The organism is Halomonas koreensis, assembly GCF_031451675.1.
Taxonomy (GTDB): Bacteria; Pseudomonadota; Gammaproteobacteria; order Pseudomonadales; family Halomonadaceae; genus Halomonas; species Halomonas koreensis.
This window is the reverse complement of record NZ_JARWAK010000001.1, coordinates 26,399-52,284: the sequence shown is the minus strand read 5'-3', so window position 1 is coordinate 52,284 and position 25,886 is coordinate 26,399. Positions and strand designations below refer to the sequence as shown.

Genomic DNA, 25,886 nt, shown 5'->3' with positions numbered 1-25,886 from the left:
GACCCCAGACGCGACGGGGGGCGGCCTTCCGGCCGCCCCCGTCATCCGACCCCGGGCCGGATCAGGCCAGGCGCTCGACCAGGCCGCCGATGGCCTGACGCGCCTCGCCCATGGCGGCGTCGCGGGACGCCTCGCCCATGTTGAGCCCCTCGGCATACACCAGGTCCACGTCCCGGATGCCCATCAGCCCGAGCATGCCCTTGAGGTGCGGCGTCTGGCTGTCGAGCTCGCTGCCGGCGTACTGGCCGCCGCGGGCGGCGAGGATCACCGCGCGCTTGCCCTCCACCAGGCCCTGGGGACCGTTCTCGGTATAGCGGAAGGTCACGCCGGCGCGCAGCACCCGGTCGAACCAGGCCTTGAGCTGCGAGGGGATGCCGAGGTTGTAGAGGGGCACCGCCAGCACCAGGACGTCGTGGGCCAGCAGCTCCTCGATCAGGGCATCGGAGCGGGCCGCCAGCTCGCGCTGCTCGGCGCTGCGCTCCTCGGCGGGCACCTGCCAGCTGGACAGCTCCGGCAGGGCCAGGTGGGGCAGCGCCTCGGCCACCAGGTCGCGGCGCGTGATCGACAGGTCGTCGCGCTCCGCGGCCAGGGCGTCGAAGTGATCGGCCAGCTGCTTGGAGTTGCCGCCGAGGATGGAAGAGGTCAGGACGAGGATACGGGTCATGGCGATCTCCTTGCGCATCGTTTGCTGAGGAATGACCGCCATTGTACGTTCATTTTTTCACACGATAAGCGGGAAAAAACGCAGCTATCGTTCGACTACATCGAACAACCGGCGCTCAGGGTGCGATACCCTGGCCACAGCCCCGATAGGTCTCCCCATTGAGCTTCAGCGTCACCCGGGCCGGCCAGGGCTGGCCGCTCATGTCGTCGAAGCAGGCCTTGGCCTCGATGCGCAGGGTGAAGGGCCGCGCCGCCTGGCCGCTGGCCAGGATCACCCGCCCGGCCTGGTTGTCGAGGGTGGTCACCCGGTAGGGCAGGGTCGCTTCCCGGCGGCCGTAGTCCAGGGTCATGGTCAGCTCCGGGACGTCGTTGGCCAGCTCCACATGCCAGCCGGGCTCGTTGCCGCGGCCATGGAACATCACCCCGGGGTGCTCCTGGCGGGTCAGGGCGTCCAGGGTGACGTCCTGCCGGCAGTCCAGCCGCCCCCGCTGGCTCTCGACCAGGGCCTCGTCGCCCTTCAGCCAGACGCCGAGCTCGCCGTTCTGGTAGCGGTTGCCGCTGGCCACCACCGCCGGCTCGAGACGGTTGGCGCCGTGAGCCGACCACAGCCGCAGCTCGTCCTCGGTGGTCGCGGTGACCAGGTCCTGGGCGGGGGTACAGCGCCAGCCGACCAGCTCGGCGGCCTCGCCGGGGAACAGCGCGGAGGGCAGCAGGGGCGCCTCGGGGGAGGCCGCGTCCTGGCCGTCGCCGGATGCCGCCGGGGGCTCGGGCGCCGGCTCGGGGGCCGGGGCGCTCACGTAGGTGACGCAGCCGGGCAGCCCCAGCGCCAGCAGCAGCGGCAGGGCGAGACGAAGGGGGACATGGCGGGACATGGCATGGGCTCCTTTGCGTACGATCCGTCGCCGCCAGGATACCAGCCGCCGGGCGACTTGGCGCCGCCCGGCGACGATCTGCGTGGCCCGGCGGGCCTCAGCCGTGGCGCCGGCGCAGCACCCGCGCCGCCTCGACCATGTTGGCCAGCGCCGGCTCCACCTCGGCCCAGCCGCGGGTCTTGAGGCCGCAGTCCGGGTTGACCCAGAGCCGCTCCACCGGGATGCGCTCGGCGGCCTTGTCCATCAGCGTCACCATCCAGTCCACCGCCGGGATATTGGGCGAGTGGATATCGTAGACGCCGGGGCCGATCTCGTTGGGATAGGCGAAGTCGCGGAAGGCGTCGAGCAGCTCCATGTCGGAGCGCGAGGTCTCGATGGTGATGACGTCGGCATCCAGGGCGGCGATGGCGCCGATGATGTCGTTGAACTCCGAATAGCACATGTGGGTGTGGATCTGGGTGGCATCGTCGACCACCGCGGCGCTGAGCCGGAAGCAGTCCACCGCCCAGTCGAGATAGCCCTGCCACTCGGCCCGGCGCAGCGGCAGCCCCTCGCGCAACGCCGGCTCGTCGATCTGGATGGCCTGGATGCCGGCGGCCTCCAGGTCGGCCACCTCGTCGCGCAGCGCCAGGGCGATCTGCCGGCAGGTGGCGGCACGGGGCTGGTCGTCGCGCACGAAGGACCACTGCAGGATGGTCACCGGCCCGGTGAGCATGCCCTTCATCGGCTTGTCGGTGAGCGACTGGGCATGCTCGCTCCAGCGCACCGTCATCGCCGCCGGGCGGGCCACGTCACCGAACAGGATCGGCGGCTTGACGCAGCGCGACCCGTAGCTCTGCACCCAGCCGAAGCGGGTGAAGGCGAAGCCGTCGAGCCGCTCGCCGAAGTACTCGACCATGTCGTTGCGCTCGGCCTCGCCGTGGACCAGCATGTCCAGCCCCAGGGCCTCCTGGCGGCGCACCGCCTCGGCGATCTCGGCCTCCATGCGCGCCTGGTAGTCGGCATCGGCCAGCTCGCCGTGGCGGTGCGCCCGGCGGGCGGCGCGGATCTCGGCGGTCTGCGGGAAGGAGCCGATGGTGGTGGTGGGGAACAGCGGCAGCGCGAGACGGCAGCGCTGGACCCGGGCCCGCTCGCCGTAGGGGCTGGCCCGCTCGCTGTCGGCGGCGGTCACCGCGGCCAGCCGCTCGGCCACCGCCGGGCGATGGATGCGCGGCGAGGCGCGCCGAGCGGCCAGGGCCGCGGCGGCCTCGGCCAGGCGCGCCTCGTCCTCGGCGGACAGCCGGGCGTCCAGGGCACGGCCCAGCAGCACCGTCTCGTCGAGCTTCTGGCGGGCGAAGGCCAGCCAGCTCCTGAGTTCGGCGTCGAGTTCGGTCTCGGCGGCCAGGTCCACCGGCACGTGCAGCAGCGAGCAGCTCGGCGCCAGCCACAGCCGCTCGCCGAGGCGCGCCGCCAGCGGGGCCAGGCGGTCATGCAGCGCGGCCAGGTCGGCGCGCCAGACGTTGCGCCCGTCGATCACGCCCAGCGACAGCGCCTTGTGGGGCAGCAGCCGGTCGACCACCCGCTCGACCTGGTCGGGGTCGCGCACCGCGTCCAGGTGCAGGGCATCCACCGGCAGGTCGACGGCCAGTGAGAGGTTGTCGCCCAGGCCGCCGAAGTAGGTCGCCAGCAGCAGCTTCACCGGCGCCGCCTGCAGGCGGTGATAGGCCCGCTCGTAGGCCTGCCGCCAGGCCGCCGGCAGGTCCTGGGCCAGGGCCGGCTCGTCGAGCTGCACCCACTCCACGCCCTGTTCGGCGAGCCGCGCCAGCACCTGGCCGTAGACCTCGAGCACCCCGTCGAGCAGCGCCAGGCGGTCGAAGGCCTCGGCATGCTCGCCGCGCCCCTTGCCCAGCCACAGCCAGGTCAGCGGCCCGGTCAACGCCACCTTGACCGCGTGCCCCTCGGCCCTGGCCTCGGCGACCTCGTCGAACAGCCGCGAGCTGGCCAGCCGGAAGCGCTGCTCCGGGTGAAGTTCGGGGACCAGGTAGTGATAGTTGGTATCGAAGTACTTGGTCATCTCGCAGGCCGCGGCGGGCTCGCCGCTGGGCGCGCGGCCGCGGGCCATGCGGAAGGCGGTGTCCAGGTCCACCTCGCCGCGGGCGAGCTCGTCCTCGGCGCCGAAGCGCGCCGGCACCGCGCCGAGCAGCAGGGAGACGTTGAGCACCTGATCGTAGAAGGCGAAGTCGCCCACGGTGACCACATCCAGCCCGGCATCGCGCTGATCCGCCCAGTGGCGGCGGCGCAGCGCGCGCCCCTCGGCCTCCAGGGCCTCGCGGTCGATATCGCCCTTCCAGTAGGCCTCGGTGGCCTTCTTGAGCTCGCGGTCCGCGCCGATGCGCGGATAGCCCAGAACATGAGTGAATGTCATGGTATAACCCCGTTTACTTGAATGATGCTACGGAGTCTGGCTGGCCACCATGACTGAATCAAACTAAGCTTTCTAATCCTCAACATGAACAGCGCTCAGGATCATGCTCGAACTCCGCCATCTCCGCACCCTGGTCGCCCTGCGCGACGCCGGCTCCCTGGTGGAAGCCGCCGAACGGGTACACCTGACCCAGTCCGCCCTCTCCCACCAGATCAAGGACCTGGAGGAGCGGCTGGGCAGCCCGCTGTTCCTGCGCAAGACCCGCCCGGTGGAGTTCACCCGGGCCGGCCGCCGGCTGCTGACCCTGGCCGAGCAGGTGCTGCCCCAGGTGCGCATGGCCGAGCGCGACCTGGCCCGGCTGGCCGGCAGCGAGCAGGGCCGGCTGCATATGGCCATCGAGTGCCACAGCTGCTTCCAGTGGCTGATGCCCACCGTCGACCACTTCCGTGACCACTGGCCGGAGGTGGAGATCGACATCCCCGGCGGCCTGCACTTCGACGCCCTGCCGGCCCTGGCCCGGGAACAGCTCGACCTGGTGATCACCGCCGACCCCCAGCCACTCACCGGCGTGCACTACGAACCGCTGTTCCGCTACGAGGGCCTGCTCGCGGTGGCCCGCCAGCACCCCCTCGCCGGTCGCGCCCACGTCACGCCGACCGACCTGGCCCGGGAGACCCTGATCACCTACCCGGTGGAGCGCGCCCGGCTGGACGTCTTCACCCAGTTCCTCGACCCGGCGGGGGTGGCGCCCCGGGAGGTGCGCACCGCCGAGCTGACCGTGATGATGATGCAGCTGGTGGCCAGCGGCCGCGGCGTCTGCGCCCTGCCCAACTGGGCGCTGACCGAGTACCTGGAGCGGGATTACGTCAAGGCGGTACCGCTGGGCGAGGACGGGGTATGGAGCACGCTGTTCGCGGCGATCCGCGAGGAGACCCGGGAGGCGCCCTGGATGCAGGACTTCCTGCGCACCGCCCGGGAGACCTCCTTCGCCGTGCTGGAGGGCATCAAGCCGGCCTGAGTCAGGCCGCGTCCGGCTCGCCGGAGCGCTGCGGCAGCAGCAGGGTGAAGCGGGCCCCGCCCAGCGCCGGGCTGGCGTCGACCATGACGCTGCCGCCGTGCCAGGCCATGACCTTCTGCACGATCGACAGCCCCAGGCCATAGCCGCCGGAGCGCCGCGCCCGGCTGTCGTCCAGGCGGGCGAAGGGCTTGAAGATCTCGCCGCGCTGGGCGGCCGGCACGCCGGGCCCGTCGTCCTCGACATCGATGCGCAGCAGCCGTGGCTCGTCGTGGACGCGGACCCGCACCCGGGACTCGGCGTGCCGGCAGGCATTGGCCACCAGGTTCTGCACCGCCCGCTGCAGGTAGCGCGGCTCGGCGGTGGCCTCCACCTCCGCCCCGGGCGCCAGGGCGATGTCCAGGTGCGCATGCAGCGGCTGCAGCCCCTCGATGACCCGCTCGGCCATGGCCCGGCATTCCACCAGGGCGGTCTCCAGGCCGGCGCCCTGGGACTGGTCGCTGCCCAGCCGCGCGTAGGTGAGGATCTCGTCGACCAGGTCGTCGAGCTCGGTGATGTCGGCGTCGACGCCCTCGAGCTGGCGACGCACCCGGGGATCGTCGGTCATGTCCTCGACCATCTGCACCGCGAAGCGGATCCGCGCCACCGGGGTGCGCAGCTCGTGGGACACAGCGCGCATCATGTCCTGCTGGCCGCGCAGCAGCGACTGCACCTGGGCGGCCATGCCGTTGAGCGCCATGCCCAGCCGGCTCAGGAAGTCATTGCCCTCGACCTTGACCCGGGTGTCCAGCCGCCCGGCGGCGATTCGCGTGGCGGCCAGTTCGAGGCGCACCATGCGCGCCTCCACCCCGCGCACGATCAGGTAGATGATCACCGCCAGCATGACCAGCAGCAGCACCAGCACCAGCAGCAGCAAGGAGACCGGCAGCGGCTCGAAGGCGCGCAGCGGGCCGACCTCCAGCCACTGGCGCTCGCCGGCCGCCCCCGGCAGGCGCAGGTAGAGCGACATGGCCCAGCGCTGGGGCAGCAGCCGCACCACCACCTCGGTGTCGTTCATCGAGGCGAATCGCTGGGGATCCAGCCCCTCCGGCGGCGTGTCGCCGAGCCGCAGCTGGATCACCGGGCTGCGCAGCCGCTCGAGCCGCGCCGCGCGGCGCTCGGGGGGCACCGCCCGCAGCCACTCGCCCAGCAGGCTCGCCAGCGCCACCAGCTGGTGCTCGCCCAGGCCCGTCAATTCGGCACGCAGCAGCCGCGGCTCGCCCGGCAGGCGGCGGTAGAGCCGCCAGTGCAGCCCCTCGGTCCGGCGGACCAGGGTCTGCCCGGCCTCGAGCCGCGCCCGCTCGAAGTAGCCCAACGGATAGTCGGCCATGGCATGCAGCGACAGCTCCATGCCCAGGGCCGCGCCCTGGCGCTGCATCCAGGGGATGCGCTCCAGCGGCGCCATCGCCTCGAGCTGGGCGGTGAGCAGCGTCATCGGCGCCTCGGCCAGCTGCTCCTGGTAGTGCTGCCGGCGCACCTTGTCGACCAGGGTGATGGCCAGCAGGGCCAGGGCGAAGATCATCACCAGCGCCAGGGCCAACAGCACGTAGACCCGCAGGAAGGTGCTGTCGGCCAGGGCGCGGGGCAGCAGGCGGGAGCGCGCCATCAGCCGTCCTTGACGAACAGGTACCCCTTGCTGCGCACCGTCTTGATCCGCTGCGGCTGATTGGGGTCGTCGCCGATCTTGGGACGAATGCGCGAGACGCGCACGTCGATGGAGCGATCCTGACCGTCGTAGCGGATGCCGCGCAGCTGGGAGAAGATCTCCTCGCGGGTCAGCACCCGGCCGGCATGGCTGGCCAGCAGCCACAGCAGATCGAACTCGGCGCTGGTCAGGTCGATGCGCTCGCCGGCCAGGAAGGCCTCGCGGGTGGCGTTGTCGATCTCCAGGTCGCCGAAGGTCAGCCGGGGCTCCTCGCCGGCGCCGCCGGACTCGCGCCGCCGCAGCAGGGCGCGCATGCGGGCCAGCAGCACCCGCGGCTGCACGGGCTTGGCCACGTAGTCGTCGGCGCCCATCTCCAGCCCCAGCACCTGGTCCATGTCGTCGGTGCGGGCGGTGAGCATCAGGATCGGGCCGGGATACTCCGAGCGCACCCGCCGGCAGATCGACAGGCCGTCCTCCCCGGGCAGCATCAGGTCCAGGATCACCAGGTCGGGCTGCAGGTCGAGGATGCGCGCGGCGCCCCGCCCGCCGTCGGCCTCCAGCGTCACCCGGAAGCCGTTGGCCTCGAGGTAGTCGCGGGTCAGCTCGGCCAGGCGCTCATCGTCCTCGATGATCAGGACATGATCCGGCTCGTGGGTCTCCAGGCTGTCATCCATGCGGCGTTATCGTCCTCGGCAAGGTTCAGGTAGCATGGCGGCGGCAACGACCGCCATCGGCTTAAGAATACCCGACAACGGCCCCCTTCGCTCAAACGCGTGCATCGCGATGGCCCCCCGGAGGCCCAACCGTGCGGGTTGGCGACGAGGCCGCGAAACGCCCCCCGGAAGGCCACAGCCCATCCACAAGTTATCCACTTGATGACCGGCCAAAAGCACACTATCTTGTGCTCGACTCAGGCGGGGGCACCACATCATGTGGCACTAGCAACCCTGCCGATTCCTGTCAACCGTCGCCCTCGGCGGCCTTCTTCAACCGACAAGGTAGGGAACCCCGGCGCCATGGATACCACCGCTGCCCCGGACCGTCCGTCCGTCTCCGTCACCGCACCGCAGACCCTGCGTGTCATCAAGCGCACCGGCGATGTCGTGCCCTTCGATGCCGACAAGATCGCCGTGGCCCTGAGCAAGGCCTTCATCGCCGTCGAGGGCGACAACGCCGCCGCCTCCTCCCGGGTCCGCGACTTCGTCCAGCGCGCCTCGCAGAGCATCGAGGAGGCCTTCCTGCGCCGCATGCCCGATGGCGGCACCCTGCACATCGAGGACATCCAGGACCAGGTCGAGCTGGCCCTGATGCGCGCCGGCGAGCAGAAGGTGGCGCGCGCCTACGTGCTCTACCGCGAGGAGCATGCCCGCGCCCGGGCCGAGGCCAGCGCCGAGGCCGACATCGCCAAGCCGCACCCGACGCTCAACGTCACCGCGCCGGACGGCAGCACCCGCCCGCTGGACCTGGGCCGCGTCGAGACCCTGGTGCGCGACGCCTGCGAGAACCTGGCCAACGTCGAGGCCGACAAGATCGTCGAGGACTCGCTGAAGAACCTCTACGACGGGGTGAGCGTCGACGGCGTCTCCCAGGCGCTGATGATGACCGCCCGCACCCTGGTCGAGAAGGACCCCAACTACACCTACGTCACCGCGCGGCTGCTGCAGGACAACCTGCGCCGCGAGGCGCTGTCCTTCCTGGGCATCGCCGACGAGGCCACCTACCAGGAGATGGCCGACTACTACAAGCCGGCCTTCCAGGCCTACATCGAGAAGGGCATCGAGTTCGAGCAGCTCGACCCGCGGCTGGCCGAGTTCGACCTGGCGCGCCTGGGCGACGCCCTGGATCACACCCGCGACGCCCAGTTCACCTACCTGGGCCTGCAGACCCTCTACGACCGCTACTTCATCCACCGCGACGAGGTGCGCTACGAGCTGCCCCAGGTGATGTTCATGCGCGTCGCCATGGGCCTGGCCCTGGACGAGGACGACCGCGAGGCGCGGGCCATCGAGTTCTACGAGCTGCTCTCCAGCTTCGACTACATGGCCTCGACCCCGACCCTGTTCAACGCGGGCACGGTGCGCAGCCAGCTCTCCAGCTGCTACCTGACCACCGTGCCGGACGACCTGGACAGCATCTACAGCGCCATCCGCGACAACGCCCTGCTCTCCAAGTGGGCCGGCGGCCTGGGCAACGACTGGACCCCGGTGCGCGCGCTGGGCTCCTACATCAAGGGCACCAACGGCAAGTCCCAGGGCGTGGTGCCCTTCCTCAAGGTGGTCAACGACACCGCGGTGGCCGTCAACCAGGGCGGCAAGCGCAAGGGCGCCGTCTGCGCCTACCTGGAGAGCTGGCACCTCGACATCGAGGAGTTCCTCGAGCTGCGCAAGAACACCGGCGACGACCGCCGCCGCACCCACGACATGAACACCGCCAACTGGGTGCCGGACCTGTTCATGAAGCGGGTCTTCGACGACCAGGAGTGGACCCTGTTCTCGCCGGCCACCTGCCCGGACCTCCATGACCTGTACGGCGCCGCCTTCGAGAAGCGCTACCAGGAGTACGAGGAGATGACGCGCAACGGCCAGCTCAAGCTGTTCAAGCGGGTCAAGGCCAAGGACCTGTGGCGCAAGATGCTGTCGATGCTGTTCGAGACCGGCCATCCGTGGATCACCTTCAAGGATCCGTGCAACCTGCGCAGCCCGCAGCAGCACGCCGGCGTGGTCCACAGCTCCAACCTGTGCACCGAGATCACCCTGAACACCAGCCCCGACGAGATCGCGGTGTGCAACCTGGGCTCCATCAACCTGGCCCAGCACGTGGTGGACGGCGCCTTCGACGGCGACAAGCTGAAGAAGACGGTGCGCACCGCGGTGCGCATGCTCGACAACGTCATCGACATCAACTACTACGCGGTGCCCCAGGCGGAGCGCTCCAACTTCAAGCACCGCCCGGTGGGCCTGGGCATCATGGGCTTCCAGGACGCCCTCTACGCCCAGGACATCGCCTACGCCAGCGACGAGGCCGTGAGCTTCGCCGACACCTCCATGGAGCTGGTCAGCTACCACGCCATCGAGGCCTCCGCCGACCTGGCCGCCGAGCGCGGCCGCTACGAGAGCTTCGAGGGCTCGCTGTGGAGCCAGGGCGTGCTGCCCATCGACTCCATCGACAAGCTGAAGGCCGAGCGCGGCGAGCAGTACATCGAGGTCGACACCTCCGCGACCCAGGACTGGGACCGCATCCGCGAGAAGATCGCCAGCCAGGGCATGCGCAACTCCAACGTCATGGCCATCGCCCCGACCGCGACCATCTCCAACATCTGCGGCGTCTCGCAGTCGATCGAGCCGACCTACCAGAACCTGTTCGTCAAGTCGAACCTGTCGGGCGAGTTCACCGTGGTCAACTCCTACATGGTCAACGACCTCAAGGCGCGCGGCCTGTGGGACGAGGTGATGATCAACGACCTCAAGTACTACGACGGCTCCGTGCAGCCCATCGACCGCATCCCGGACGACCTCAAGGCCAAGTACGCCACCGCCTTCGAGGTGGAGCCGAAGTGGCTGGTCGAGGCCGCCGCCCGCCGCCAGAAGTGGATCGACCAGGCCCAGTCACTGAACCTCTACATCCAGGGCGTCTCCGGCAAGAAGCTGGACGTGACCTATCGCATGGCGTGGTTCCGCGGCCTCAAGACCACCTACTACCTGCGCGCCCTGGGCGCCACCTCGGTGGAGAAGTCCACCGTGGACCGCGGCAACCTCAACGCGGTGAGCAACGCCTCGCCGGGCGCGGCCCCGGCGCCGAGCCCGGCTCCCGCCCCGGAAGCCAAGCCGGAGCCCAAGGGCATCGACGACTTCCTGCAGGGCAAGAGCGGCAGCGGCTCGCAGGCGCCCTCGGCGGGCGAGATCGACGAGCTGGGCTGCGAGGCCTGCCAGTAACAACCAAGAAGGAAGAGGGAAGACGGCGCTACGCGCCGATGAAGGGGGAAGGCCCACGGCCCCCTCTTCCGCCCGCAGGGCGCTTCCTTCTTATCCCTTCCACCTCCGAGGAACGAGGAAGAACATGATCGATTGGAACGAGTTCCACGAAGACGATACCGCGGTCGCCGAGGCGCCCCAGCCGGCGCCCGCCCCGCAGCCCGCCGCCGCGCCCCAGCCCGAGGCCCCCGCCGAGGCGGTCCGCGAGAGCGCCGGCCAGTACGCCGCCGCCGACCAGGACCGCGTGGCCCGCGCCAAGCAGTCGCTGGAAGAGCTGGACGTGGCCGCCGGCCTGGAAGAGCTGGAGATGGGCGCGGCGCGCATCGAGGTCGACCAGAAGCGCATGATCAACGCCCGCGCCGACCTCAACCAGCTGGTGCCCTTCAAGTACGAGTGGGCCTGGCAGAAGTACCTGGACGGCAGCGCCAACCACTGGATGCCCCAGGAAATCAACATGAACGCGGACATCGCGCTGTGGAAGAGCGACGATGGCCTCACCGAGGACGAGCGCCGCATCGTCGAGCGCAGCCTGGGCTACTTCTCCACCGCCGACTCGCTGGTCGCCAACAACCTGGTGCTGGCCGTGTATCGCCTGATCACCAACCCCGAGTGCCGCCAGTACCTGCTGCGCCAGGCCTTCGAGGAGGCGATCCACACCCACGCCTACCAGTACTGCGTGGAGTCGCTGGGCATGGACGAGGGCGAGGTCTTCAACATGTACCGCGAGGTGCCCTCGGTGGCCGCCAAGTCCGCCTGGAGCCTCAAGCACACCCAGTCGCTGGCCCGCCCGGACTTCCACACCGGCACCCCGGAGACCGACCAGGAGCTGCTGCGCAACCTGATCGCCTTCTACTGCGTGACCGAGGGCATCTTCTTCTACTGCGGCTTCAGCCAGATCCTGTCCATGGGCCGGCGCAACAAGATGACCGGCGTCGCCGAGCAGTTCCAGTACATCCTGCGCGACGAGTCCATGCACCTGAACTTCGGCGTCGACATGATCAACCAGATCAAGATCGAGAACCCGCACCTGTGGACGCCGGAGTTCCAGGACGAGGTCACCCAGATGATCCTCGAGGGCACCGAGCTGGAGATCGCCTACGCCCGGGACACCATGCCCCGCGGCGTGCTGGGCATGAACGCGGCGATCATGGAGGAGTACCTGCACTTCATCTGCAACCGCCGCCTGGCACAGATCGGCCTCAAGGAGCAGTTCCCGGGCGCCGAGAACCCCTTCCCGTGGATGAGCGAGATCATCGACCTGCGCAAGGAGAAGAACTTCTTCGAGACCCGCGTCACCGAGTACCAGGTGGGCGGCGCGCTGAGCTGGGACTGATCGCCCCGGCGAGAACCATCGACCAGCGCACCACGCGATGGCCAGTGCCCCCGGGCACTGGCCATTCTCGTTGCCGGGGCGGCGGGATGGACATCTTCCCCGGCTTGCGGCAGCGTAACCCGGCCAGCATCAGTCACAGGAGGTGAGCCACCGCATGTCCCCGCCCGCATGGACCGAGGAGGTCCTGGCGTTCGCCCGCGCCGTCTATCTGCACGTGTCGGCCGACGGCCGGATCCTGGATGCCATCGGCAACACCCGCGCGCGCCTCGGCCTTTCCCGGGAGGCCCTGATCGGGCGGCGCCTGGCGACCCTCGACGACCCCGGCATCCGCCTGGGCGCCTCGCTGGCCGAGCGGCTGGCCCTCGGGGAGCCCCGGCCACAACAGCCCCGCACCTTCGAGACCGACGCCTGCCGGGTCTACCCGCTGTCCGACGGTCGCTTCGCGATCCGGCTGCGCGCCGATCGCCCCGCGGACGGCGACGTCACCCGCCGCCTGCTGGACCGGCTGCCGATGATGGTCGCCTACGTCGATCCCGAGGGCCGCTTCCGGCTCAACAACCAGGCCTACCTGGACTTCGTCGGCCTCGAGCGCGACGCCCTCTACGGCCGGCCGGTGGCCTCGGTGCTCGACGAGGCCTCCTACGCCAAGGTGGCGCCGCGCTTCCGCCGCGCCCTGGCGGGCGAGGAAGTGACCTACGAGGACCGGCTGACGCTGGCGGACGGCCGGACGCGCTTCTTCAAGGTCCACTACATCCCCGACTACCTGGACGGCGAGGTCGCGGGCTTCTACGCCATCATCCAGGACATCTCCGAATACGGGGCCATGATCCAGCTGCTGCGCGACGTGCATACCGGCGTCAACCGCACCGACGTGGGTCCCCGGGAGATCATCGGCCGGCTGCTGGAGGATGCCCTGACCTACCTCTCGCTGGACATCGGCCTGGTCAGCCGCATCGAGGGCGAGCGCTACACCGTCTGGTGGGCCGCCTCCCGGGACGCCGAGATCGCGCCGGGCACCACCTTCGCGCTGGGCGACACCTACTGTCGGCTGATGCTCGACGAGGCGGATGTCTTCCATACCGTCCGGGCGGGCGAGGATCCGCGCGTCAACGGCCATCCCTGCTACCGGCAGTTCGGCCTGGAGAGCTATATCGGCATTCCCCTGCGCCTGGAGGGGCGGGTCTGGGGCACCCTCAACTTCTCCAGCCCCCGGCCGCGGCCAAGGGCGTTCAGCGAGATCGAGGAGGAGCTGCTGCGCCTGATCGCCAGCGCGGTGGAGCGGGTCATCGCCCACGAGGTCGAGATCGAGCGCATGCGCGACGAGCGCGACCGCATGGCCGACCGGGCGATGACCGACCCGCTCACCGGCCTGCCCAACCGCGCCGGACTGGATCGCCACTTCCAGCGGCTGCTGGGGGCGCGCGCCGAGGGCGCGCCGCCCTTCTCGCTGGCGGTGCTGGATGTCGACCACTTCAAGGCCATCAACGACACCCACGGCCACGACGTCGGTGACCGCGTGCTGGTCTGGCTGGGCGAGCGCCTGGCGCAGTGCCTGCGCGACGGCGATCTCGTCGCTCGCACCGGCGGCGAGGAATTCGTGATCGTGATGCCGGAGGCCCGGGCGCAGCAGGCCCGGGAAGTGGTCGAGCGCGTTCGCGCCCATGTCCGGCAGGGCCGCGTGCCGGTGGCCGACGATCAGGCCATCGCCGTGACCGTCAGCGCCGGCCTCGGCGAGCATCGGCCGGGCGAGGCCTTCGGCGAGCTCTTTCGTCGCGCGGATACCGCGCTCTATGCCGCCAAGCGCGCCGGCCGGGACCGGACGCACCTCGCCGGGCCCGCCGCCTGACGCGCACCGCCACCCCACGAGACAGGAGCGCCCTCATGTCCTACCGCCCCGCGGAAGATCGCTACGCGGTGGAGGGCGGCGTGAACCTCTGGGCGGCCTCGTCGGCGCACTGAGGCCGGCGCCGCGCTCTTCGGCTTAGTGCTGGACCGGCGGGATATCGTAGTCCGCCGGGTCGACGACGCCCTCGAGCTTGCCGATCTGGCCGAAGTCGCCGGTGGTCAGTTCGCTGTCGATATGGGTGTGGGGAAACGCCAGGTTCTTGATCACGTCGACCTTGCAGGGCATGCCCTTGGCGTCCACGTCCATGATCCAGGCCAGGAAGCCGCCGGAGAACTTGGCCAGGCTGCCGATCGGGTAGAGGCCATAGTGCTGGATGTACTCCACCAGCACGGTCTTGTCGTAGGTCTCGGGACGGTCGTTCACCCACCGATAGGCATCCAGGGGGGGCCGCGGCGGAATGCCGTTACGCTCATGGGTGAGCTTGTTGATCACCTTGACCACCGACACCAGCCGCACCAGCTCGGAAAGCTCGGCCTCGCGCTTGCCGGCCGGATAGCCGCCGCCATCGAGGCGCTCGTTGGCGTTCTCCAGCACATCCCGACAGCTGGGGCTCGGCTCCCAGCCCAGGGCCTCGAGCCGTGCCAGCAGGGTGTCGACATGCGTCTTGAGGAGCGCTTTCTGCTGGGGCTTCATGTGCGACTTGAGAGTCGGCAGCGCCTCGCCGATCAGCAGGGGCTTCCCCATGGTATGCAGCAGGGCCCCCACGACCGCCTCGCGCACCTGGGGGGCATGGGGATCGCGCAACAGCATCAGGTCGGCCAGTTGCCCCGCCACCTGGATGGCATGCCGCACCCAGCCCGGCTCGTCACGCAGGAAGACCAGCGCATAAAGGAACGCCTTGCGGTCCTGGCCCAGCATGAAGAGCAGGGCGTCGGCGCTGTCGTAGAGCATCTCCTCGGGAAAGCGATGCTGGTTCTTCATGTACATCAGGACCAGCTGTACCTGATGGGCGATCTCCAGCACCCCGCGCAGCAAGGGGGACTGCCGGGTCCGCTTCCTGCGTTCCTGCTCCTCGTGCTGCACTAGTCGCTTCTCCTTGGCCCCGGGGATGAACAGGGGCGAATGCGTGGCCACCTTGTCGTTGAGGCCGCAGCGATACACGGCCTCCCGCTCCGTCTCGGCCACGAAATGGAACAACAGTTCGGCGCGCGGGCGCTCCAGGTTCAAGAACTGGATCCCCACGGCGGCATGCCCATGCTTGCCGAAGGGGCGCAGGTGGGCGATGCGTCCCTCGGCATGGAAGCTTTCCCCGTTGGGGAACGACAGGGTGACGCCCGGCACCACCTGGCCCACCGACAGGGCGATGCTGTCCGCGATATCGATGTCCACCATGCACCCGCCGACCGACAGGTTGCGCAGCAGGCCGGGCACGCTGAGCTCGTGTCGGTAGACCTCCACCTCGACCCTGACGCGCATGCCGAGCACGAAGGGGATACGCACGGCCCCGCGGCTCTCCTTCATGAACACGGACTCGGGGAGCTGACAGTCCAGCCGGTAGGTCTGGGAATCGACCTTGAGGACGCGGGCCCTCAGCTGGTCGATGCTGTGGACGTCATGGCCGGCGGCATCTCCCGGTCGCCGGGCTTCGATATCGAGGGTCAGGGGCCTGTCGACCAGGTAGGGCTCGATATCCCGACCTCCGGCATCGACCTCCAGGGTCAGGCGCGCCGCGTTCAGGTCGATCTCGAGACACTCGACGGACAGCGGGCCGGGCAGGGCCGCGGAGAACAGCGACAGCTCGTGCTCGTGCTTGAGCAGGGACTGCAAGACCTGCATCAAGGGGTTGCTCGTACGGGAAACGATGGCCATGGCTTTAGCACCCTCTTAGCGGATCGGCCAACGGTCGCCTCGGGCGGCTCCGAGGAGGCGAGCGACAGGACACATAATGAGTGCAGGATATGCAATATTAGAAAATTGTGCCCAACCAAGCGCCCGATACGATCGCGTCAACGGCCATGGCGCAGGCGGCTCGGCTAGCGTCTCGCGGGCGGCGGCCCCCGTCGCCGCCCCAGCAGCAGGCCAAGCCCCGCCAGCATGCCCGCCAGGTGGGCGAAGTGCGCCACGCCCTGGCGGGTGCCGGCGATGCCGGACCATAGCTCCACCAGGCCGATGACGATCACGAAATACTTGGCCTTCATGGGAATCGGCGGGATCAGCAGCAGGATGTACTGGTTCGGATAGCGCATGCCGAAGGCCAGCAGCAGCGCATAGACCCCGCCGGAGGCCCCCACGGTGGGCGCGTAGGTGCCGAGCGAGACCACCGCCAGCTGGGCGGCGCCCGCCCCCAGCACGCACAGCAGGTAGTAGACGGCGAAGCGCTGGCTGCCCCAGTCCCGCTCCAGGGGGCTGCCGAACATCCACAGCACGAACATGTTGATGAACAGGTGGAAGAGGCTGCCGTGGAGGAAGGCATAGCTCAGCAGCTGCCAGGAGCGGAACTCGCCCACCGGCATGCCCGGGGGCAACGCCAGGGCGGCCGGCGCCTCGACCAGCGGCCACAGCGCCAGGTGGCGGAACATCGGTCCCGGCGCGACCAGCTCGGCCAGGAAGCCCAGGCCGTTGACCAGCAGCAGCAGCGAGACCACCGACATCCCCCTCGGCGGCCCGAGTTCGCGTCGCTCGCCATGCATGCCTCGCCTCCATCCGCCGCTGCGCCCTCACAATGTGGACGCCGTCCCCGGCCCGGGCAAGCCCGCCACGCCTTGACGAGGCGTCGAGCTCTGGCCCGGCTGGCGGAGGGATCTTCCTGTGGCTGGGCCTGGCCAGGGCCCTGCTGACGGCCTGGTGGCTCTGGCCGGAAACACGAGCCGCATCCCCCCCCGGGGTTGCGCTGTAGAGCTGACGGCCGCTCAGGGTGTGGCGTCGACCAGCCCCATCGGATCGGTCGCGACCTCCACTCGGCGGGTCTCGACGGCGGCGGGAGCTCCCGGCTCCACCGCCCGGGGACGCCAGGACAGGGTGATGCCGCGCCCATCAGGATCGGACTCCAGGGCCTCGAGGCTCCCGCGGTCGCCGAGGAACAGGCTATCCAGATGGGTCACGGCCTGGCGGTCGGTGTCGTGCGCCAGCAGCGCCAGGTAATGGAAGACCCCGCTGCCCTGGTTACTGACGCTGAACGGCACCACCAGGTACAGCCGGCCGTCACGCTGCAGGTCGAGGGCGCGCAGCCGGGTCACGTCCATCGCGACCCGGCCCCGTTCCGGGCCATGGGCATAGTCGCCCACCGCCCGGGTGAACTCGCCCTCAGGCTCGAAGCGGGTCAGGGGCACGGCCTGATCTCGCTCCGGCAGCCTCAGGGCCAGGGGCCCCCCGCCCTCGATCGAGAACAGCCGCCGCAGGACATCCTCCCCGGCCGCCTGGCGGGCTTGCCACTCGCCCAGCGGCACCACCTCCCCGTCCGCGGTGCGGTAATAGAGATCGTCGTCGGTGAAGTTGAAGCGATAGATCCCGGCGGCCGTCACCAGCACGCCGGAGACGGCGAGAATGGCGAGGGCGAGGGTGAACAGGCGGCGTGGCGACATGGCGGACTCCCGGCAGGAAGGAAGGGCGCGGCCATCCTCTCATGCCCGAGCCCTGCCCTCGTGACGAAGGGCAGGGCTTCCATGGTGGTTGCACGGACCGTCGTCCCGCGGCGACCGCCCCGGGGTCAGCGGCTCGCCCGGGCGCAGCCGGCGACCACCAGCGCCGCCGCCACGGGCAGGCGCCAGTCGAGGGCCGCCGCGCCGCCGACCACCAGGAAAATGGCCGCGAGCACCGGCACGGCGTAGGCCAGGCTGCCCACCAGGCCGCTGTGGCCGACGCGCAGCGCCCGGTCCCAGGCCACCATGGCCAGCCCGTAGGGGCCGGCCCCCAGGGCCAGGCCGGCGAGCAACGGGGACCAGTCCGGCATCGTCGCCCGCCCCTCGACGACCAGGCTGACCGCCGCCGCCGCCACGCTGGCCACCAGGAACAGCCGCGGCATCAACGGCGCCAGGGCGATCGGCGCCCGCTGGCAGAGCCAGGAGTAGAGCGCCCAGCAGCTGCCCGACAGCAGCGCCAGCAGGTAGCCCGGCAGGTGCGCGGCCAGCCCGCCGGCGCCCGCCTGCGGCGCCAGCAGCAGCGCGGCGCCCGAGAAGGCCACCACCGCGCCGCCCAGCACCGAGCCGGGCACCCGGCCGCGCAGCGTCCACTGGCTGAGCACCACGAACATCACCGGCCAGGTGTAGGTCACCAGCGCCGCCTCGGCGGTGGGCGCCAGGCCGAGGCCGCCCAGGTAGGCGCCCACCGCCCCCAGCACCAGCAACGGCATGACGCCGAACAGCCCGAGGCGCCAGCGCCAGGACAGCGGCACGCGGCGGACGGCGCGCCGGGCACTGGTCGGCAGGGCACCCAGGGCGCCGGCCAGCAGCGCCAGGGCGGTGAGGCGCAGCGGCGGGATGCTTCTCGCCATGTCCACCAGCAGCGGCGCCAGGCTCCACAGCACCACCGCCAGCAGGGCCGGCGCCACGCCGGCGACCATCACCTGTCCCGATCCCATGCTGGGTAACCGCATCTCGCCTTCCTCCCTGTCCGATGAATGACAGGGGCAGGCTATCCGGTCCAGAATCATCACAAAAACGATCTCTCATGATAGAAAACATCAACTTTGGTGATGCATGAGACCCAGAACCTTCGACCTCAACCTGCTGCGCACCCTGGTGACCATCGCCGACACCGGCACCGTCACCGACGCCGCCCAGCGCCTCGCCTACACCCAGTCCACGGTCAGCATGCAGCTCCACCGGCTGGAGGCCTCGCTGGGGGTGACGCTGCACGAGCGGCAAGGGCGGCGCCTGCGCTTCACCCCCGAGGGGGAGCGGCTGCTGGGCCACGCCCGGCGCCTGCTGACCCTCAACGACGAAGCCTGGGGCGACATGCAGGAGCGCCAGGTCACCGGCGACCTGAGCCTGGGCATCCCCGAGGACTATGCCTCGCTGCTGCCCTCGGTGTTCTCCTACTTCCACCAGCTCTACCCGGCGGTGCGCCTGCAGGTGCACTGCGGCACCAGCGACGACCTGGTCCGCCGGGTGCGGGAAGACGAGCTGGACCTGGCCCTGGCGACCCGCCAGCGGCACTCCCCCGGCGGCGAGGTGGTGCGCCGGGAACCCCTGGTCTGGGCGGTGGGCCTCCATCAGCAGCCCTCGCTGCAGGACCCGCTGCCCCTGGCGCTCTACTCCCCCGGCGCCGACGTCTTTCGCGAGGTCGCCGAGCGTGCCCTGCAGGCCGCGGGGCGCGACTGGCGGCCGGCCTACTCCAGCCAGTCGATGGCCGGGCTGGCGCCGCTGGTCACCGCCGGACTGGCGGTGGTGGTGGTCACCCGCAACATGCTGACCGACGAGCTGCGCGCCCTCGACGAGAGCAGCGGCCTGCCGCCGCTGCCCAGCATCGAGCTGGCCCTGCACCGGGCGCCGCGTCGTCCCACGGCGCCGGCCGCCCGACTCTACGAGCTGATCCGCGAGCAGCTCGCTCCCGACGCGGCCCTCGATTGAGGACGGCGGCGGCGTTGCGATTTAATCAGTTGATTAATACACTGCCGGCATCCCCCGGGCTCCCAGGACGGGAGCCCCTCACCGGCCGCCGAGGACGCCCCGATGCTGCCCACCCGCCGCCCCTCGATCGCCGCGCTGCTGGCGATCGGCCTGATGGTCCTGCCGCTTAGCGGTTGCTCCCCGGAGGCCGAGCCGCCGGAGGCGCCGCCCACCGTGGTCGACAGCCACGTCATCCGGGGCGACAACGGCATGGCGCCGACCCGGCTCTCGGGCCGCGTCAAGGCCGCCGAGCGCACCGCCCTGAGCTTCGAGATCCCCGGCGAGATCCGGCGCCTGCCGCTGGACGTGGGCGACGGCTTCAGCGCCGGCCAGCCCCTGGCGACCCTGGTCGAGGACCGCTATCGCCTGGTGGCGGACCAGCGGCGCGCCGAGCGGCGCGAGGCCGAGGCGGTGCTGCGCGAGAAGCGCCAGGACTACCGCCGCCAGGCCAGCCTGGCCGAAAAGGGCTACGTCAGCGACACCCGGCTGGACGCCGCCCGGGCGGCCCTGGACACCGCCGAGTCGCGCCTGGCCCGGACCCGCGCCGCCCAGGCGCTGGCCGAGCGCGACCTGCGCCTGACCACCCTGGCGGCCCCCTTCGACGGCTCGGTCAGCCGACGCCGGGTCGAGCCGTCCGAGCGGGTCGGCGCCGGCCAGCCGGTGCTCGAGGTGATCTCCGACCGGGAAGGCTTCGAGGTGGAGACCAGCGTGCCCGAGACACTGGTCGGCGCCCTGGAGGAGGGCGCCCGCCACCGGGTGATCCTGCCCGCCCTGGGCGGCGCCGGCACCCCCGCCACCCTGCGTCACCTGGGCACCCAGCCGCGCTCCTCCAACAACTACCCGGTGATCCTGGCCCTGGACGCCCCGCCCGAAGGCATCCGCTCGGGGATGACCGCCCGGGTCGCCCTGTCGCTGGCCGCCCCGGACGGCGACGCCGCCCTGCCGGTGCCGCTCACCGCCCTGGTCCACGACGGCGAGGGCGCGGCCCATGTGCTGCGCATCGGCGACGACCGACGCCTGGAGCGGGTCGCGGTCGAGGTGGTCAGCCTCGACGACGGCCTGGCCCGGGTGCACGGCGCGCTGGCCCCGGGGGAGCGCATCGTCGCCCGGGGCGCCGAGTTCGTCAGCGCCGGGCAGCGGGTCGCCCTGCTCGGCGAAGGCCCGGAACGCTACAACTGAGGCCGCCATGAACCTGACCCAGCTCGCCCATCGCCGCCGGCCCGTCGTCTACCTGGCCACCCTGCTGGCCATGCTGTTCGGCCTCTACAGCTATTTCACCCTGCCCGCCCGGGAGGATCCGTCGATCACCATCCGCGAGGCGGTGGTCACCACCGCCTATCCGGGATTGCCGGCCACCCAGGTCGAGGAGAACATCAGCAAGCCGCTGGAGGAGAGCATCCGCACCCTCGGCGAGGTGGAGCGCATCCGCTCCACCTCCCTGCGCGGCCGCTCGATCCTCCACGTCGAGATCCAGGATCGCTACTTCGACCTCGACCAGATCTGGGACGAGATGCGCCAACGGGTCGAGGCCGCCCGCCCGCGGCTGCCGGAGGGGACCCAGGCGCCGGTGGTCAACGACGACTTCGGCGACGTGGCGGTGGTCACCGCCGCGCTCACCGCCGAGGACTTTCCCCAGGCCGAGCAGCAGGAGATCGCCGAGCACGTGCGCGCCGCCCTCTACGGCGTGCCCGGCACCAAGAAGGTCGAGCTGCTGGGCCTCCAGGAGCAGCGGGTGTTCGTCGACATCGCCGAGGCGCGCCTCGCCGAGCTGGGGCTGACCCCGGGCGACCTGGCCGGCCAGATCCAGAGCCGCAACATCTTCCCGCCGGGGGGCGTGCTGGAGGCCGGCGATCAGCGCCTGGCGCTGGAGGTCAGCGGCGAGTTCGCGAGCCTAGAGGCGCTGGGCGACACCGAACTGCGGCTGCCCGACGGCGGCACCCTGCGGCTGCGCGATCTGGGCGAGATCCGTCGCGACTACCAGGACCCGGCGGACAAGACCGCCTACTACAACGGCGAGCCGGCGATCGTCTTCGCCGTCTCCATGCTCGAGGGCAACAGCGTCCTGGACTTCGGCCATGCCGTGAAGGACCGCCTCGAGGCCCTGCGCACCACCCTGCCGGCGGGCTACCGGCTGAACATCATGACCTTCCAGCCCGAGCAGGTGGCCAACGCCGTCTACGGGGTCACCGCCAGCGTCGTCCAGACCCTGGCCATCGTGCTGGGCGTGGTGATCCTCTTCCTGGGCGTGCGCACCGGGCTGATCGTGGGCTCGATCATTCCCACGGTGATGCTGGCCACGCTCGCGATCATGGGCTTGGCGGAGGTGACCCTGCAGCGGGCCAGCCTAGCCACCCTGGTGATCGCCCTGGGCCTGCTGGTGGACAACGCCATCGTCGTCGCCGAGGACTTCAAGACCCGCCTGGAGGCCGGCCTCGACCGCGACCGGGCGCTCCGCGAGACCGGCGGCGAGCTGGCCCTGCCGCTGCTGTCCTCGACCCTGACCACCATCCTGGTGTTCCTGCCGTTGATGCTCGCCGAGCACGCCGCCGGGGAATACACCCGCTCGATCTCGATCGTCATCGCCATCACCCTGCTGACCTCCTGGGTCCTGTCGCTGACCGTGACGCCGGCGCTGTGCTACCGCTTCCTCAAGGCTCCCCGGGGGGGCGATGCCGACGGGGGGCCGACGGACGGCGGCCCCAACCTCTCCGATCGCGCCTTCGGCTGGGTGTCGCGGCGCTACGCCCGGCTGCTGGTCCGCCTCCTCCACCACCGCGTGCTCTTCCTCGCCCTGATGGCGCTGGCCCTGGTGGCAGGCGTGGCGATGATGCAGGCGGTGCCCCAGAAGTTCTTCCCGGACTCGGACCGCAGCCAGGTGCTGGTGACCCTCGACTTCCCCTCGGACATCGCCGCCAACACCACCGATCGCCGCGTCCAGGCGCTCAGCGAGGCGCTGCTCGAGGCGCCGTCCCTGGCCGAGGACGTCTCCGGGGTCGCGGCCTACGCCGGCTTCGGGGGGCCGCGCTTCGTGCTCTCGCTGACGCCCCTCGACCCGTCCCCCAACAAGGGCTTCCTGGTGCTCAAGGTGACCGACCGGGAGCGAGTGGACGCGGTGATCCGCGCCACCCGCGAGTTCCTGGCCCGTCACCAGCCCGACCTCTCGCCCCAGGTCACGCGGATGTTCCTCGGCCCCTCGGACAGCACCCTGCTGCAGGTCCAGGTGAAGGGGCCGGACCGGGAGGTGCTGTTCGCCGCCGCCGAGCGGGTGGAGGGCCTGCTGCGCGACCTCGACGGGACCCGCGACATCCGCCAGAGCTGGGAGGCGCGCATCCCCTCGCTGACCGTCGAGGTGGACCAGGCGCGCGCCCGCGGCGCCGGCATCACCTCCGAGGACATCGCCCGCTCGCTCGCCGGCGCCATCGACGGCTACCGGCTGAGCCACTACCGGGAGGGCGACGACATCATCCCGGTGGTCATGCGCTACGCCGAGGAACAGCGCGAGAGCCTCGGCCGGCTCGAGTCGCTCACCGTCTATCCGCTGGGCACGCCGGGGGCGGGCGTGCCGCTCAACCAGGTCGCGGACATCCGCCTCGACAGCGGCTACTACCGCATCGACCGCGAGAACCTGGTGCGCACCATCACCGTGGAGGGGCGCCACCGGCGGCTCACCGCCGAGGACATGGTGCCGCGGGTCACGCCGGCGCTGCGCGAGCTGGAGGCCGAGCTGCCGCCCGGCCACTGGATCGAGTTCGACGGCGTGATCAAGGAGTCCCGGGAGGGCCAGGCGGCGCTGCAGGCCAACCTGCCGCTGTGCCTGGGGCTGATCTTCGTGCTGCTGGTGGCCCAGTTCAATTCCTTCAAGCGTCCGCTGGTGATCGTCGCCACCATCCCGCTGGTGATCGTCGGGGTGGCCCTGGGGCTACTGGCCACCCGCGCCAACTTCGGCTTCATGGTGCTGCTGGGGATCTACAGCCTGGCCGGGATCATCATCAACAACGCCATCGTGCTGATCGACCGCATCGATATCGAGCGTCGCGATCCGCGGCTCTCCGGCCGCGATGCGGTGGTCAGGGCCTCGGCACGCCGGCTGCGGCCGATCCTGATGTCGGCCATCACCACCATCCTCGGCTTCCTGCCGCTGATCGTCGGCCGCGACCCGCTGTTCTACGGCATGGCCGGCGCCATGGCCTTCGGCCTCGGCGTCGGCACCCTGATGAGCCTGGGCGTGGTACCGGTGCTCTACAGCTACTTCTTCGGCATCGACACCCGCGAACCGACCGGAGGACAGGCGTCATGACCGCCCCCCGCCAAGCGTCGGCCGCCGAGACCCGCGAGCGCCTGATCCAGGCCGGCATCCGCCTGTTCGGCGAGTACGGCTACCAGGCCACCACCACGCGCATGCTGGCCGAGACGGCCGGGGCCAACATCGGCTCCATCGCCTACCACTTCGCCAACAAGCACGGCCTCTACCTGGCGTCGGCGACCTACATCGCCGACCAGCTGCGCGAACGCCTGGCGCTCGAGGAGGCGGCGGCTCCCCCCGAGGACCGCGACGCCGCCCAGGCCGAGCTGCAGGCCATGGTGCGGCGCATGGTGCACACCTTCACCGAGGACGACGACTGCCGACAGTGGCTGCTGCTGGTGATGCGCGAGCAGGTCAGCCCCAGCGAGGCCTTCGAGATCCTCCAGTCGCGGGCCTTCGGCGTCGTCCAGGTAACGCTGAGCGGCCTGATTGCCCGGGTGACCGGCCGCGATCCCGACGATCGCCGGGTGATCCTCGAGACCCACACCCTGATCGGCCAGATCGTCTTCTTCCTGATCGCCCGTGAGCCCCTGCTGCGCCGGCTGGGGGTCGCCGCCCTCGACGCCGACACCCTGGCCGACATCGAGGCGGTGGTCGACGCCCATTTGCGGCTCTATGCCGCCCCGGAGGATTGAGGAGCTCGCCATGCGCCAGCCCATCGTCGGCTATCACCGTGACGAGGAAGGGCACTGGGTGGCCGAGCTGGCCTGCGGCCACAACCAGCACGTCCGCCATCAGCCCCCCTGGGTGGAGCGCCCCTGGGTGACCACCGAGGCGGGGCGGCGCTCACGCCTCGGCCTGGTACTGGACTGCGTGAAGTGCGAGCGCGGCGAGCCGCGGGACAACCCCTGAGCCTAGACTGAGGGGACAGGTCCAGCAGGAGCCGGTCCGCCATGGCCTCGTCCGATGACAAGCTCACCCGCTATCGCCGGAAGCGCGATGCACGGCGCACCCGCGAGCCCATGGGCGACGAGCCCCGGCGCAGCGGGGATGACGACCGACCGATCTTCGTCATCCAGCAGCACGACGCCTCCACCCACCACTACGATTTCCGCCTCGAGGTCGACGGCGTCCTCAAGTCCTGGGCAGTCCCCAAGGGCCCCTCCACCGATCCCCGCGTCAAGCGCCTGGCCATTCCCACCGAGGACCATCCCCTGGCCTATGCCGACTTCGAAGGCGTCATCCCCGAGGGCCAGTACGGTGCGGGCACGGTGCTGATCTGGGATCGGGGCCACCATCGCCATCTCGGGGAAGACGACGCCCCGCTCGCCGAGCAGCTCGCCGACGGCCACGCTACCTTCTGGCTGGAAGGCGAGAAGCTGCACGGCGGCTATGCGCTGATCCACACCCGCCTGGAGAAGGGCAGGGACTGGCTGCTGATCAAGATGAAGGACGAAGCGGCCGATCCCGGGGTCGATCCCGTCGCGACCCGCCCCGAGTCCGTCGCCACGGGCCGCCGCCTGGAGGAAATCGCCGCCGAGGAGGACGCCTGAGCCGGCCTCAGGCCGGCGGCAGGTGCCCGGTCTTGACGTAGACTCGGGCACCCGCCTCGCCGGTGCCGGGGGCGTGGCGGCCGCCCGGGGGCAGGCGCAGCCAGGTGCCGGCCGGATAGGCGCCCTCCGCATCCTCCAGGACACCCTCGAGCACCAGGTACTCTCCCCCGCCGGGAAGGTCGCGCTCGCCGCCCCGGGTGTTCGGCGCCCAGCGCTCGAGCCGCACCCGCTCGTCGCCGAAGGCATGCAGGGGCAGCGTCTCGATCCCCGCCACCGGGCCATCCGCCCAGGGGCCGTCCCGGGTGTCGATGACCGTCCGGGTGGTGTCGGCCGCCTCGAACTGGTGCAGCTTGACGAAGATCAGCGCCCCGGATGCGCCCACGCGCGGGGCATGGGCGGTGCCGATGGGGTTGCGCAGGTAGCAGCCCGCCGGATAGGCGCCATGCTCATCGGCGAACTCGCCCTCCAGCACCAGGATCTCCTCACCCCCGCCATGCTCATGCGGGGGGAAGACGCTGTTCGGCGCATAGCGCACCAGGGAGGTGGCCCGGGCCACCTCCTCGCCGATGCGGTCGAGCATCATGCGCTCGACCCCGGGGGTGGGCGAGGCCACCCAGCGATACTGGTCCGGCGTGATCGCCACGCGGGCCTGGAAGTCGGCATTGAGTCGCATCGGGCCTCCTGGGGCAGCGAGCC

At 70.7% G+C, this 25,886-nt stretch carries 20 protein-coding genes; 10 read left to right on the top strand and 10 right to left on the bottom strand.

Annotation, left to right across the window (positions count from 1 at the left end):
* Nucleotides 1-61 precede the first annotated feature (61 nt).
* The 3 genes from QC818_RS00220 to metE all read right to left on the bottom strand — a co-directional run bounded on the left by QC818_RS00220 (nt 62) and on the right by metE (nt 3,939).
* A complete protein-coding gene (locus QC818_RS00220) occupies nt 62-664 on the bottom strand; it encodes an FMN-dependent NADH-azoreductase (RefSeq protein ID WP_309650812.1) in 603 nt (200 codons plus the stop codon).
* Nucleotides 665-779: 115 nt separating this feature from the next.
* Complete coding sequence (locus QC818_RS00215) at nt 780-1,535, bottom strand: COG3650 family protein (protein WP_309650811.1); 756 nt, start codon at nt 1,533-1,535, stop codon at nt 780-782.
* Between the two features lie 97 nt (nt 1,536-1,632).
* Nucleotides 1,633-3,939, bottom strand: coding sequence for a 5-methyltetrahydropteroyltriglutamate--homocysteine S-methyltransferase (gene metE / locus QC818_RS00210; protein WP_309650810.1), 2,307 nt, complete (start codon nt 3,937-3,939; stop codon nt 1,633-1,635).
* Between the two features lie 103 nt (nt 3,940-4,042).
* Between metE and QC818_RS00205 the strand changes: the two genes are divergently transcribed.
* Nucleotides 4,043-4,957 carry a LysR family transcriptional regulator gene (locus QC818_RS00205; protein ID WP_309650809.1) on the top strand — a complete coding sequence of 305 codons (915 nt, stop codon included), beginning with the start codon at nt 4,043-4,045 and terminating at the stop codon, nt 4,955-4,957.
* A 1-nt stretch (nt 4,958) separates the two neighbouring features.
* Here QC818_RS00205 and QC818_RS00200 read toward each other — a convergent pair whose 3' ends face one another.
* Together QC818_RS00200 and QC818_RS00195 are read right to left on the bottom strand one after the other, a co-directional pair.
* Entirely contained in the window at nt 4,959-6,599 is a 1,641-nt protein-coding gene (locus QC818_RS00200; RefSeq protein ID WP_309650808.1) for an ATP-binding protein, read from the bottom strand.
* The gene (locus tag QC818_RS00195; RefSeq protein ID WP_309650807.1) at nt 6,599-7,312 is read right to left on the bottom strand and encodes a winged helix-turn-helix domain-containing protein; all 714 of its coding nucleotides are present in this window, start codon (nt 7,310-7,312) and stop codon (nt 6,599-6,601) included. The genes QC818_RS00200 and QC818_RS00195 overlap by 1 nt, the downstream gene beginning before the upstream one ends.
* Before the next feature lie 342 nt (nt 7,313-7,654).
* Here QC818_RS00195 and QC818_RS00190 point away from each other — a divergent pair, with 342 nt between their 5' ends.
* The 3 genes from QC818_RS00190 (at nt 7,655) to QC818_RS00180 (ending at nt 13,788) form a co-directional block, all read left to right on the top strand.
* Complete coding sequence (locus QC818_RS00190; RefSeq protein ID WP_309650806.1) at nt 7,655-10,570, top strand: ribonucleoside-diphosphate reductase subunit alpha; 2,916 nt, start codon at nt 7,655-7,657, stop codon at nt 10,568-10,570.
* 124 nt (nt 10,571-10,694) lie between these two features.
* Nucleotides 10,695-11,942, top strand: a complete 1,248-nt coding sequence (locus QC818_RS00185) for a ribonucleotide-diphosphate reductase subunit beta (RefSeq protein ID WP_309650805.1) — start codon at nt 10,695-10,697, stop codon at nt 11,940-11,942.
* 154 nt (nt 11,943-12,096) lie between these two features.
* On the top strand, nt 12,097-13,788 hold the full coding sequence (locus QC818_RS00180; RefSeq protein WP_309650804.1) for a sensor domain-containing diguanylate cyclase: 1,692 nt from the start codon (nt 12,097-12,099) through the stop codon (nt 13,786-13,788).
* A gap of 135 nt (nt 13,789-13,923) precedes the next feature.
* On the opposite strand, the gene QC818_RS00175 is transcribed toward QC818_RS00180, so the two are convergent.
* The 4 genes from QC818_RS00175 to QC818_RS00160 all read right to left on the bottom strand — a co-directional run bounded on the left by QC818_RS00175 (nt 13,924) and on the right by QC818_RS00160 (nt 18,379).
* Nucleotides 13,924-15,624 carry a PilZ domain-containing protein gene (locus tag QC818_RS00175; protein ID WP_309651182.1) on the bottom strand — a complete coding sequence of 567 codons (1,701 nt, stop codon included), beginning with the start codon at nt 15,622-15,624 and terminating at the stop codon, nt 13,924-13,926.
* A gap of 197 nt (nt 15,625-15,821) precedes the next feature.
* Nucleotides 15,822-16,478, bottom strand: coding sequence for a rhomboid family intramembrane serine protease (locus QC818_RS00170; RefSeq protein ID WP_309650803.1), 657 nt, complete (start codon nt 16,476-16,478; stop codon nt 15,822-15,824).
* A gap of 219 nt (nt 16,479-16,697) precedes the next feature.
* Complete coding sequence (locus QC818_RS00165) at nt 16,698-17,369, bottom strand: hypothetical protein (RefSeq protein WP_309650802.1); 672 nt, start codon at nt 17,367-17,369, stop codon at nt 16,698-16,700.
* A gap of 125 nt (nt 17,370-17,494) precedes the next feature.
* Nucleotides 17,495-18,379, bottom strand: coding sequence for a DMT family transporter (locus tag QC818_RS00160; protein ID WP_309650801.1), 885 nt, complete (start codon nt 18,377-18,379; stop codon nt 17,495-17,497).
* A gap of 103 nt (nt 18,380-18,482) precedes the next feature.
* Between QC818_RS00160 and QC818_RS00155 the strand changes: the two genes are divergently transcribed.
* The 6 genes from QC818_RS00155 (at nt 18,483) to QC818_RS00130 (ending at nt 25,190) form a co-directional block, all read left to right on the top strand.
* Entirely contained in the window at nt 18,483-19,355 is an 873-nt protein-coding gene (locus QC818_RS00155; protein ID WP_309650800.1) for a LysR substrate-binding domain-containing protein, read from the top strand.
* 102 nt (nt 19,356-19,457) lie between these two features.
* Nucleotides 19,458-20,573: an efflux RND transporter periplasmic adaptor subunit gene (locus tag QC818_RS00150; RefSeq protein WP_309650799.1), complete on the top strand. Its 1,116-nt coding sequence runs from the start codon at nt 19,458-19,460 to the stop codon at nt 20,571-20,573.
* A gap of 7 nt (nt 20,574-20,580) precedes the next feature.
* A complete protein-coding gene (locus QC818_RS00145; protein ID WP_309650798.1) occupies nt 20,581-23,691 on the top strand; it encodes an efflux RND transporter permease subunit in 3,111 nt (1,036 codons plus the stop codon).
* Nucleotides 23,688-24,332, top strand: coding sequence for a CerR family C-terminal domain-containing protein (locus QC818_RS00140; RefSeq protein ID WP_309650797.1), 645 nt, complete (start codon nt 23,688-23,690; stop codon nt 24,330-24,332). The genes QC818_RS00145 and QC818_RS00140 overlap by 4 nt, the downstream gene beginning before the upstream one ends.
* 10 nt (nt 24,333-24,342) lie before the next feature.
* Nucleotides 24,343-24,549: a DUF3565 domain-containing protein gene (locus QC818_RS00135; RefSeq protein WP_309650796.1), complete on the top strand. Its 207-nt coding sequence runs from the start codon at nt 24,343-24,345 to the stop codon at nt 24,547-24,549.
* A gap of 41 nt (nt 24,550-24,590) precedes the next feature.
* Nucleotides 24,591-25,190, top strand: a complete 600-nt coding sequence (locus QC818_RS00130) for a DNA polymerase ligase N-terminal domain-containing protein (protein WP_309650795.1) — start codon at nt 24,591-24,593, stop codon at nt 25,188-25,190.
* Nucleotides 25,191-25,197: 7 nt separating this feature from the next.
* Here QC818_RS00130 and QC818_RS00125 read toward each other — a convergent pair whose 3' ends face one another.
* The gene (locus QC818_RS00125; RefSeq protein ID WP_309650794.1) at nt 25,198-25,863 is read right to left on the bottom strand and encodes a cupin domain-containing protein; all 666 of its coding nucleotides are present in this window, start codon (nt 25,861-25,863) and stop codon (nt 25,198-25,200) included.
* Between the last annotated feature and the right edge of the window lie 23 nt (nt 25,864-25,886).

What these genes read in the sequence shown, in the direction of transcription:
- QC818_RS00175 (WP_309651182.1), bottom strand. Translation starts at nt 15,624, where the DNA reads ATGCAGGTCTTGCAGTCCCTGCTCAAGCACGAGCACGAGCTGTCGCTG.
- QC818_RS00145 (WP_309650798.1), top strand. Translation starts at nt 20,581, where the DNA reads ATGAACCTGACCCAGCTCGCCCATCGCCGCCGGCCCGTCGTCTACCTG.
- QC818_RS00160 (WP_309650801.1), bottom strand. Translation starts at nt 18,379, where the DNA reads ATGCGGTTACCCAGCATGGGATCGGGACAGGTGATGGTCGCCGGCGTG.
- QC818_RS00135 (WP_309650796.1), top strand. Translation starts at nt 24,343, where the DNA reads ATGCGCCAGCCCATCGTCGGCTATCACCGTGACGAGGAAGGGCACTGG.
- QC818_RS00215 (WP_309650811.1), bottom strand. Translation starts at nt 1,535, where the DNA reads ATGTCCCGCCATGTCCCCCTTCGTCTCGCCCTGCCGCTGCTGCTGGCG.
- QC818_RS00195 (WP_309650807.1), bottom strand. Translation starts at nt 7,312, where the DNA reads ATGGATGACAGCCTGGAGACCCACGAGCCGGATCATGTCCTGATCATC.
- QC818_RS00150 (WP_309650799.1), top strand. Translation starts at nt 19,458, where the DNA reads ATGCTGCCCACCCGCCGCCCCTCGATCGCCGCGCTGCTGGCGATCGGC.
- QC818_RS00190 (WP_309650806.1), top strand. Translation starts at nt 7,655, where the DNA reads ATGGATACCACCGCTGCCCCGGACCGTCCGTCCGTCTCCGTCACCGCA.
- QC818_RS00220 (WP_309650812.1), bottom strand. Translation starts at nt 664, where the DNA reads ATGACCCGTATCCTCGTCCTGACCTCTTCCATCCTCGGCGGCAACTCC.
- QC818_RS00200 (WP_309650808.1), bottom strand. Translation starts at nt 6,599, where the DNA reads ATGGCGCGCTCCCGCCTGCTGCCCCGCGCCCTGGCCGACAGCACCTTC.
- metE (WP_309650810.1), bottom strand. Translation starts at nt 3,939, where the DNA reads ATGACATTCACTCATGTTCTGGGCTATCCGCGCATCGGCGCGGACCGC.
- QC818_RS00205 (WP_309650809.1), top strand. Translation starts at nt 4,043, where the DNA reads ATGCTCGAACTCCGCCATCTCCGCACCCTGGTCGCCCTGCGCGACGCC.
- QC818_RS00180 (WP_309650804.1), top strand. Translation starts at nt 12,097, where the DNA reads ATGTCCCCGCCCGCATGGACCGAGGAGGTCCTGGCGTTCGCCCGCGCC.
- QC818_RS00125 (WP_309650794.1), bottom strand. Translation starts at nt 25,863, where the DNA reads ATGCGACTCAATGCCGACTTCCAGGCCCGCGTGGCGATCACGCCGGAC.
- QC818_RS00185 (WP_309650805.1), top strand. Translation starts at nt 10,695, where the DNA reads ATGATCGATTGGAACGAGTTCCACGAAGACGATACCGCGGTCGCCGAG.
- QC818_RS00155 (WP_309650800.1), top strand. Translation starts at nt 18,483, where the DNA reads ATGAGACCCAGAACCTTCGACCTCAACCTGCTGCGCACCCTGGTGACC.
- QC818_RS00165 (WP_309650802.1), bottom strand. Translation starts at nt 17,369, where the DNA reads ATGTCGCCACGCCGCCTGTTCACCCTCGCCCTCGCCATTCTCGCCGTC.
- QC818_RS00140 (WP_309650797.1), top strand. Translation starts at nt 23,688, where the DNA reads ATGACCGCCCCCCGCCAAGCGTCGGCCGCCGAGACCCGCGAGCGCCTG.
- QC818_RS00170 (WP_309650803.1), bottom strand. Translation starts at nt 16,478, where the DNA reads ATGCATGGCGAGCGACGCGAACTCGGGCCGCCGAGGGGGATGTCGGTG.
- QC818_RS00130 (WP_309650795.1), top strand. Translation starts at nt 24,591, where the DNA reads ATGGCCTCGTCCGATGACAAGCTCACCCGCTATCGCCGGAAGCGCGAT.